Origin of the sequence: Sphingobium wenxiniae, assembly GCF_007830065.1 — a bacterium.
GTDB classification, from domain to species: domain Bacteria; phylum Pseudomonadota; class Alphaproteobacteria; order Sphingomonadales; family Sphingomonadaceae; genus Sphingobium; species Sphingobium wenxiniae.
The window spans coordinates 1-8,504 of record NZ_VLKK01000043.1; the positions used below are offsets into that span (position 1 = coordinate 1).

Sequence of the window (8,504 nt, forward strand, 5' to 3'; positions counted from 1 at the left end):
CGCTGCTCTGGCAAGCGCGGAGTTTACCACCTTGCGCCTGCGGCTGCTCAAGGTCGCTGCGCGCGTCGTAGAAAGTGCTAGCCGCATCCGCATTGCCTTCGCTTCCGCCTGTCCGGATGCCGACCTGTTCCGCGCCCTCGTTCTCCGGCTGAAGCCTGCGCCGACGTAGCCCATGCGGCAGCGCCGCAGAACTCCGAGCCCAGCCCTTCAACCCGAAAAGCCCATCAATCCGAATGCGGTGAAACAAACGCCAGCGATGCCGGTCGTCCGCGCAATACAGCCAGCCGCAGCAAATGCCCAGAGCGGACCCGAAACCGAGCGTCGTGAATAAGAGAGGTTAAGCTCAAGCGGGCCGGATGTAAACCGGCCAGGCTGCGGCTTTACGGATTTGCCCGATAGGCGCTTTATCTTGCCCGCCTCTCCTGTTGCTTACGCGATCCAGCCGCGCCAGCATATTGCCGCCTGGCTCCGGCGCTGCTAATCGACCCGGCCATGATCCAGCCGCCTGAAATCATCCGAGTCTCCCGGCCGCGCGTTTCCTGCGACGGTTCCGGTGACATTCCCGCCGCGCTCGGCCATCCGCGCGTTTTCCTGGAAATCGACGAGCATGGTTATGTCGATTGCGGCTATTGCGATCGGCGTTTCGTGCTGATCGGCGGCCCGGCGGATACGCCGGAGGTCGGTGAATTGCCCGATATTTCTTCAGGCGCGAGCCTCTGACGAAATTTCGTTGGGCTTGACGGCCGCCGCGCTTATATCAGGCGCATGACCGATCTTGCTTCCCAGTTCACCGACGCCCGCGGCCTGCTTTATCGTCCGGGCCTGCTCGATCCTGATGGCGCGCGCCGCCTGGCCGCAGAGGCTTTGCGCGCCTGCGACGATGGCGAGCTTTACCTGCAATATCGGGCGAGCGAAAGCTTCGGCTTCGATGACGGGCGGCTGAAAACAGCGGATTATTCCACCGATGCGGGCTTTGGCCTGCGCGGCGTTTCAGGCGAGATGACCGGCTTTGCCCATGCCAACGACATCAGCGAAGCCGCCATCCGCCGCGCCGCGCAGACGCTGACGCTGCTCGACCCGGCCAAAGGCCAGCCCGCCCCGCCGCCGCTGCGCACCAACCGCCATCTTTATACCGACGCCAACCCGCTGGAGATCGTGCCCTTCGCCGAGAAGGTGAAGCTGTGCGCCGAAATCGACGCCGCTGCCCGCGCCCGCGATCCGCGCGTCGCGCAGGTGTCGGTCAGCCTGTCGGGAAGCTGGTCCGTAGTGGAGATCGTCCGCGCAGACGGCTTCACCGCGACCGATATTCGTCCGCTGGTGCGGCTCAACGTCTCGGTCATATTGGAAGAGAATGGCCGCCGCGAAACCGGCGTGTTCGGGATCGGCGGACGCTATCTCTACGATGAGGTGATGGAAGCCGCGATCTGGAACCGCGCCATTGACGAGGCGCTGGCGCAGGCGCGGGTGAACCTGCGCTCCATCGCCGCGCCTGCCGGGGAGATGACGGTGCTGCTGGGACCGGGCTGGCCCGGCGTGCTGGTCCACGAAGCCATCGGCCATGGCCTGGAAGGCGATTTCAACCGCAAGGGCACCAGCGCCTTTTCCGGCCGCGTGGGCGAGCGCGTCGCCGCGCCCGGCGTGACGGTGGTGGATGACGGCGCCATCCTCAACCGGCGCGGATCGCTTTCCATCGACGACGAAGGCACCCCGACGCGCGAAAATGTGCTGATCGAGGACGGCATCCTCAAGGGCTATATGCAGGACCGGCTGAACGCGCGCCTGATGGGCGTGGAGCCGACCGGCAACGGCCGCCGCGAAAGCTATGCCCATGCGCCCATGCCGCGCATGACCAACACCTTCATCAAGGGCGGCGAGGACGACCCGGAGGAGCTGCTGGGCCGCATGAAATCCGGCATCTTCGCCAAGAGCTTCGGCGGCGGACAGGTCGACATCGTATCGGGCAAGTTCGTCTTTTCCTGCACCGAAGCCTATAAGGTGGAGAACGGCAAGCTGGGCGAGCCGATCAAGGGCGCGACGCTGATCGGCGACGGCCCGACCGCGCTCACTAAGGTCGCGGGCATCGGCAATGACTGGGCGCTGGACGAAGGCATCGGCATGTGCGGCAAGGGCGGGCAGAGCGTACCCGCAGGCGTCGGACAACCCACGCTGCTGATCGAAGGCCTGACGGTCGGCGGCACGGCGACCTGACGCGAAGCTGCCATGGGCCGAGGAACCCTTCGCCCCTAACGCTCATTGATCCGGCATGAATATGCTGACCGATAGCCCCCATGCCGTGACCGCCGATTGGGCCGCGGCGTTGCTCGACTTCTGGTTCAACCAGATCGGAGAGAAGGGCTGGTGGGAATGGAATCCGAAGGTGGACCAACTCTGCAAGACCCGCTTCATGGACGTATGGGAAGAAAAACGGCTATTGCCCGCCGAAGACTTTCTCGAACGCGCGGACGAAGCGCTGGCGGCCGTGCTGCTGTTCGATCAAATGCCCCGTAACATGTTCCGACAAAGCGCCACGGCATTCGCCACCGATCCGCTGGCCCGCGAAATCGCGCGCGGCGGCATAGCGCATGGCTATGACATCCAGATCGGCGGCGCGGGGCGGCTCTTCTTCTACATGCCATTTCAGCATAGCGAGGATCTGGAAGATCAGGAGCTTTCGCTCACCCTGTTCGAAGCGGCCGACGATGCTCAGGCGTTGGATTATGCGCGGCGGCATCATGCCGTCATCAAACAGTTCGGCCGTTTTCCGCATCGCAACGCGGTCCTGGGGCGCAAGGACAGGCCCGGGGAAGCGGATGCCATGGCGGAAGGCGCGCACTGGTAAACGATCCCCCCCCCCCGGCTGCCCAAATTTTGGGCACATTCCCCTTGATGCCCATTTTTTTGGCGCTGCAGCATAACCGCCTCTCCCAAAAGGTCCTGTTAAGCCCCGTTTAACGAATTGGCATGGCTCTTGCTGAGTGATGGTCGCACACCAGGTAAAGGGGGCGACATGAAACTTGTCATGGCTATCATCAAGCCGTTCAAGCTTGACGAAGTCCGCGAGGCACTCTCCTCGCTCGGCATCGCGGGCATGACGGTCAGCGAAGTGAAGGGCTTTGGTCGTCAGAAGGGACAGACCGAAATCTACCGCGGGGCCGAATATTCGACCAACATGGTTCCCAAGATCAAGATCGAGGTGGTCTGCGACGACGACCTTGCGCCCCGCGTCGTCGAAGCGACGCAGGCCGCCGCCAATTCAGGCGCCATAGGCGACGGCAAGATATTCGTCCTCGATGTCGGGCAGGCGGTACGCATCCGCACCGGCGAAACCGGCGAAACCGCGCTGTAAGAAGGGGGGAATGATGAGCTTTTCCAAGAAACTTTGCGGCGTGGCGGGGGCTGCGGCCCTGTCGCTGCTTACCGCTCTGCCCACTTGGGCGCAGGACGCGGCAACTGCCGCTGCGCCGGTTCCGGACAAGGGCGACACGGCCTGGATGATGATTTCCACCGTCCTCGTCCTTGCCATGATTCTGCCTGGCCTGGCGCTGTTCTATGGCGGCCTCGTCCGCACGAAGAACATGCTGTCCGTCATGACGCAGATCGGCGCGGTCGCGTGCCTCGCGATGCTGGTCTGGGTCACCTATGGCTACAGCCTGGCCTTCGGTCCCGACGCGTCGGACGGCCTCAAGCCCTTTATCGCCAGCTTGGGCAAGCTGTTCCTCGCGGGGATCACACCGGATTCGACCGCCGCCACCTTCACCGACGGGGTGGTCATCCCTGAATATGTCTTCGTCTGCTTCCAAATGACCTTCGCCGCGATCACCATCGCGCTGGTGCTGGGTTCGGTGGTCGAGCGCATCAAATTCTCCGCCGTGATGGTCTTCGCTCTCCTATGGCTGACGATCGTCTATTTCCCGATCGCGCACATGGTCTGGGCAGCGGGCGGCCTGTTCTTCGAGATGGGCGCGCTGGACTTCGCGGGCGGCACGGTCGTCCACATCAACGCGGGCGTCTCGGCTCTGGTGGCCTGCATCATCCTGGGCAAGCGCATGGGCTATCCCAAGGAACCGATGCCGCCGCACTCGATGACGCTGACGGTGGTCGGCACCGGCCTGCTGTGGGTCGGCTGGTTCGGGTTCAACGCCGGTTCGGCGCTGGAAGCCAATGGCTCGGCCGCCCTTGCGATGATCAACACCTTCGTCGCCACCGCGTCGGCCGCTCTGGCCTGGATGGTCGCCGAGCGTGTCGCGGGACACAAGGCTTCGGCTCTGGGCTTCTGTTCGGGCGTGATCGCGGGTCTCGTCGCCGTCACTCCGGCTGCGGGCAACAGTGGACCGTTCGGCGCGATCGTGCTGGGCGCGGTCGCCTCGGTCGTCTGCTTCTTCGCCGTCACGGTGCTCAAGCCCAAGCTCGGCTATGACGACTCGCTCGACGCCTTCGGCATCCACGGCATCGGCGGCATGGTCGGCGCGATCGGCACCGGCATCGTCTATGCGCCCTCGCTGGGCGGCCCCGGCGGCGCGGACTATGCGATCGGCGGCCAGCTCGTGACGCAGATCCTCGCGACGGCGACCACCATCGTCTGGGCGGCGATCGGCACCGCCATCGCCATCTTCATCGCCAAGGCGGTGACCGGCCTGCGGGTCGGCCCCGAAGTCGAGCAGGAAGGCCTCGACCTCGGCGAGCATGGCGAGCGCGCCTACAATTACTGAGATTGGCAGGGCGGTCGGAAGACCGCCCGCCTCACCCTGTTCCTCCTGCGAACATACCTCGGGACCGATGCGAAAGTGTCGGTCCCATTTTTATGTCCGGGCTAAAGCTGCGTCGATTTCATCGCGAAGATCGGCTCGTGCGGCCGGTAGCACGCCATGCGGTCGAGCAAAATGTCGAGCGTATCGGCGTGGATCAGGATGTCCGCATGGGCAGGACGGATGAAGCCCGCCCCGACCATCTGGCGATAGAAGGCGATCAACGGATCGTAGAAGCAGCTCACATTCAGCAGTCCGACCGGCTTGGTATGATAGCCAAGCTGCGCCCAACTGATCGCTTCCCACAGTTCATCCATGGTGCCGACCCCGCCCGGCAGGGTGACGAAGCCGTCGGACAGATCGGTAAACAGCGCCTTGCGCTGGTGCATGGTCTGAACGATGTGGAGGTGCGTGCAGCCGCGATGGGCGACTTCCGCGCTGACCAGCCCTTGCGGGATCACGCCGATCACTTCGCCGCCCGCTTCAAGCGCGGCGTCCGCCATGGCGCCCATCAGGCCCAGCCGCCCGCCTCCATAGATGACGCCGATTCCGCGCCTGGCCAGCCCACGCCCGACGTTCCGGGCCGATTCGACGAAGGCGGGATCGGCGGGCGTGGCCGATCCGCAATAAACGGCCAGTCTCTTCATGCGAGATCTTTCAGCATCAATGCGGCCGTCGCCTTCGCACCGGCCACGACGCCAGGCACGCCCGCGCCCGGATGCGTGCCCGCGCCCACCAGATAGAGGTTGGGAATGACATCGTCCTGATTATGCGGCCGGAACCAGGCGTTCTGGGTCAAGCGCGGCTCAAGGCTGAATGCGCTGCCGCAATGCGCGGAAAGATCGCGCGCGAAATCGGCGGGCGTAATGTGGAATTGCGTGACGATGCGGGACCGGATGTCCGGGATCAGCCGATGCTGGACTTCATCGAGTATCCGCTCCGCATAAGCGGGCGCGAGGCGATCCCAGTCGATCGGCAATTTGCCCAAATGGGGCACCGGCGCCATGGCGGAAAAGGTCGAATATCCTTCCGGCGCGAGCGACGGATCGGTGACGGTCGGATGTTGCAGGTAAAGGGCGAAATCCTGCGGCAGGATCCCATAGTCGAAAATATCCTTGAGCCACGCTTCGTAGCGCGGCCCGAACAGCATCATATGGTGGGGAATGCCTGGCCAGCTTCCCCTGATCCCGAAATGCAGCACGAACATGCCCGGCGTCCATCGCTTGCGCGTCAGCCGGTCGGCCTGCTTCACGCCGCGCGGATGATGGCCCAGCAAGTCGCGATAGCTGTGCACCAGATCGGCATTGCTGGCGACGGCTTCCGCTTCCCCGACCCAGCCCGACGCCGTGCGGACGGCCACCGCCCTGTCGCCGTGCACTTCTATCCGCACGGCCCGGTCGCCCAGCCGCAGCACGCCGCCCAGCCGCTCGAAATGCGTCGCCATGCCCTGCACCAGCCGGTTGGTTCCGCCTTGGGCGAACCACACGCCGCCCTGCTTTTCCAGCTTGTGGATGAGGCTGTTGATCCCGCTGGCCGTCATCGGATTGCCGCCGATCATCAGCACGCGCCATGACAGGGCCTGCCGCAGCCGTTCATCCTTCACATAGGAGGAAATGACGGAATGGACGGAGCGCCAGGCCTGGTTGCGGGCCAGCATGGGCGCGGCCCGAACCATTGAGGCGAAGTCGGGAAAGGTTTCGGAACCCAGCCGCCGCCATGCCTCTTCATATATGTCGTCGGCATGATCCAGGAACCGTTCATAGCCCGCGACGTCGGCCGGGCTGAGTTTCGCGATCTGAGCGCGCAGGGCGCCTTCGCCGCCCGCATAGTCGAACTGGGTGCCGTCCCGCCAGTTCAGGCGGTAGAAGGGCGTGACGGGGAGCAGCGTCACGTCTTCGGCCATGTCATGGCCGGACAAGCGCCAAAGCTCGGCCAGCGAGGCCGGATCGGTGATGGCGGTCGGGCCGGCGTCGAAGATGAAGCCGTCCCTTTCCCACATATAGGCGCAGCCGCCGGGGCGGTCGCGGGCTTCCACCAGCGTGGTTTCGATCCCCGCGGACTGGAGGCGGATGGCGAGCGCCAGACCGCCGAAGCCCGCGCCTATGACAACGGCCTTCCTGTTCATCAGGCGATCGGGTTCTGCAAGGGGAGCATGGCGCCTCTTATGGGCATGGGGGAGGGAGGGCACAAGATGCCGATGAGGGCGGGCGGCAAAAGCATGAATGAAATAGAGAGGGGAAAGATGTTGGCGAAAAGCCGCATATAGTATAGGGGGGTATCCTATGCATATTGTTGCCGATCAGGAAAAGCTGCTGGCGCGGGTCCGGCGGATCGCGGGGCAGGTTCAGGCCGTGGAGCGCCAGCTCATGGGCGATGCGGGCTGTTCGGAGACGTTGCAGCTTGTCGCATCCGTGCGCGGCGCGGTGGGCAGCCTGATGGAGGAACTGATCGAACAGCATATGCGCGAGCATGTGGCGCGCCCCGGCCTGACCGATACGGAGAGGCAGGCAGCGGCCGAAGAAATGCTCGCGCTGATCCGGCGATACGGGAAATGACGATGCACGACGATCACGGCCACTCTCATCATGGGCATGACCATCGCCATGGACAGGACCATGGGGACACGCACAAGCAGGCGCATGGGCAGGCACGGGAGCAGGCCGGGGCGGCGGACGATTTCCCGCCGCCGCCCGACGATCTGGAGGAACTGCATTATTTCGATCATATCTACCTGACCGCCGGGCATGACCGCAATGCGAAGCGGACGCTGTGGGTGGTCTGGCTCACCGCCGCGACCATGGTGGTGGAAATCGTCTTTGGATGGATCACCGGGTCCATGGCGCTGCTGGCGGACGGGTTCCACATGGCGACCCATGCGGGCGCGCTGGCGGTGGCGGCGGCGGCCTATGGCTATGCCCGCAAACATGCGCGCAATCCGCGCTTCACCTTCGGCACGGGGAAGGTCGGCGACCTGTCGGGCTTTGCCTCCGCGCTGCTGCTGGGCGTGACGGCGCTGTTCATCGCGGTCGAATCGGGGATGCGCCTGTTCGAGCCGGTGAACGTCCGGTTCGGGGAGGCGACGCTGGTCGCGGTGATCGGCCTTGCCATCAACCTGCTGAGCGCCCTGCTGCTGGGCCACGACCATAGCCATGACGGGCAGGAGCATGAGCACGGCCGCAAGCACGGCCATGCCGACAATAATCTGCGCGCCGCCTATGTGCATGTGCTGACCGATGCGCTGACGTCGGTGCTGGCGATCATGGCGCTGCTGGCGGGGCGCTATCTTGGCTGGTGGTGGATGGACCCGGCGGTCGGCCTGCTGGGCGCGGTGGTGATCGCGCGCTGGGCCTGGGGCCTCATGAAGGACACGTCGGCGATCCTGCTGGACACGGCCGAACCGGCGCTGATGGCGCGAGTGCGGAGCCTTGCCGAAGCGGAAGGCGCGACGATCCGCGACCTGCATGTCTGGCGCGTCGGACCCCATGCTCATGCGGCGATCATCAGCCTGACGCCCGGCGCGAACATCGCGGCGGTGCGCGCAAAGGTCGGCGCGCTGCCGGGGATGGAGCATGTGACGGTGGAGACGGCGTGAGGGGGGTATTTGGGTGGATTTCTGAATGACGGCCTAACTAGCCTCTCTTATTCACGACGCTCGGTTTCGGGTCCGCTCTGGGCATTTGCTGCGGCTGGCTGTATTGCGCGGACGACCGGCATCGCTGGCGTTTGTTTCACCGCATTCGGATTGATGGGCTTTTCGGG

Annotated in this window: 10 protein-coding genes; 8 read left to right on the forward strand and 2 right to left on the reverse strand. The window is 64.7% G+C overall.

All coding sequences use genetic code 11. The features are described from left to right. The 6 genes from IQ35_RS20155 to IQ35_RS20185 all read left to right on the forward strand — a co-directional run. A partial coding sequence (locus IQ35_RS20155; RefSeq protein WP_199740001.1) for a transposase occupies nt 1-169 on the forward strand: 169 nt, incomplete at its 5' end. Nucleotides 170-492: 323 nt separating this feature from the next. Beyond that, a complete protein-coding gene (locus IQ35_RS20165; protein ID WP_021245075.1) occupies nt 493-720 on the forward strand; it encodes a zinc-finger domain-containing protein in 228 nt (75 codons plus the stop codon). Nucleotides 721-765: 45 nt separating this feature from the next. Then, entirely contained in the window at nt 766-2,208 is a 1,443-nt protein-coding gene (tldD, locus tag IQ35_RS20170) for a metalloprotease TldD (RefSeq protein ID WP_021245076.1), read from the forward strand. A gap of 55 nt (nt 2,209-2,263) precedes the next feature. Beyond that, nucleotides 2,264-2,839: a DUF924 family protein gene (locus tag IQ35_RS20175; RefSeq protein ID WP_145076040.1), complete on the forward strand. Its 576-nt coding sequence runs from the start codon at nt 2,264-2,266 to the stop codon at nt 2,837-2,839. Nucleotides 2,840-3,007: 168 nt separating this feature from the next. Further along, nucleotides 3,008-3,346 carry a P-II family nitrogen regulator gene (locus IQ35_RS20180; protein ID WP_021245078.1) on the forward strand — a complete coding sequence of 113 codons (339 nt, stop codon included), beginning with the start codon at nt 3,008-3,010 and terminating at the stop codon, nt 3,344-3,346. Between the two features lie 13 nt (nt 3,347-3,359). Next, nucleotides 3,360-4,709 (forward strand): ammonium transporter, encoded by a 1,350-nt coding sequence (locus IQ35_RS20185; protein WP_031291106.1) that lies wholly within the window; start codon nt 3,360-3,362, stop codon nt 4,707-4,709. Nucleotides 4,710-4,810: 101 nt separating this feature from the next. Here the strand turns inward: IQ35_RS20185 and IQ35_RS20190 are convergent, their stop codons facing one another. Continuing rightward, entirely contained in the window at nt 4,811-5,392 is a 582-nt protein-coding gene (locus IQ35_RS20190; protein ID WP_145076043.1) for an LOG family protein, read from the reverse strand. Next, nucleotides 5,389-6,870 (reverse strand): phytoene desaturase, encoded by a 1,482-nt coding sequence (locus IQ35_RS20195; RefSeq protein ID WP_145076046.1) that lies wholly within the window; start codon nt 6,868-6,870, stop codon nt 5,389-5,391. Before IQ35_RS20195 ends, IQ35_RS20190 begins: the two co-directional genes overlap by 4 nt. Before the next feature lie 157 nt (nt 6,871-7,027). Here IQ35_RS20195 and IQ35_RS20200 point away from each other — a divergent pair, with 157 nt between their 5' ends. Both IQ35_RS20200 and dmeF read left to right on the forward strand, forming a co-directional pair. After that, on the forward strand, nt 7,028-7,300 hold the full coding sequence (locus IQ35_RS20200) for a metal/formaldehyde-sensitive transcriptional repressor (RefSeq protein ID WP_145076049.1): 273 nt from the start codon (nt 7,028-7,030) through the stop codon (nt 7,298-7,300). Continuing rightward, a complete protein-coding gene (dmeF, locus tag IQ35_RS20205; protein WP_145076052.1) occupies nt 7,297-8,337 on the forward strand; it encodes a CDF family Co(II)/Ni(II) efflux transporter DmeF in 1,041 nt (346 codons plus the stop codon). The genes IQ35_RS20200 and dmeF overlap by 4 nt, the downstream gene beginning before the upstream one ends. Nucleotides 8,338-8,504 lie beyond the last annotated feature (167 nt).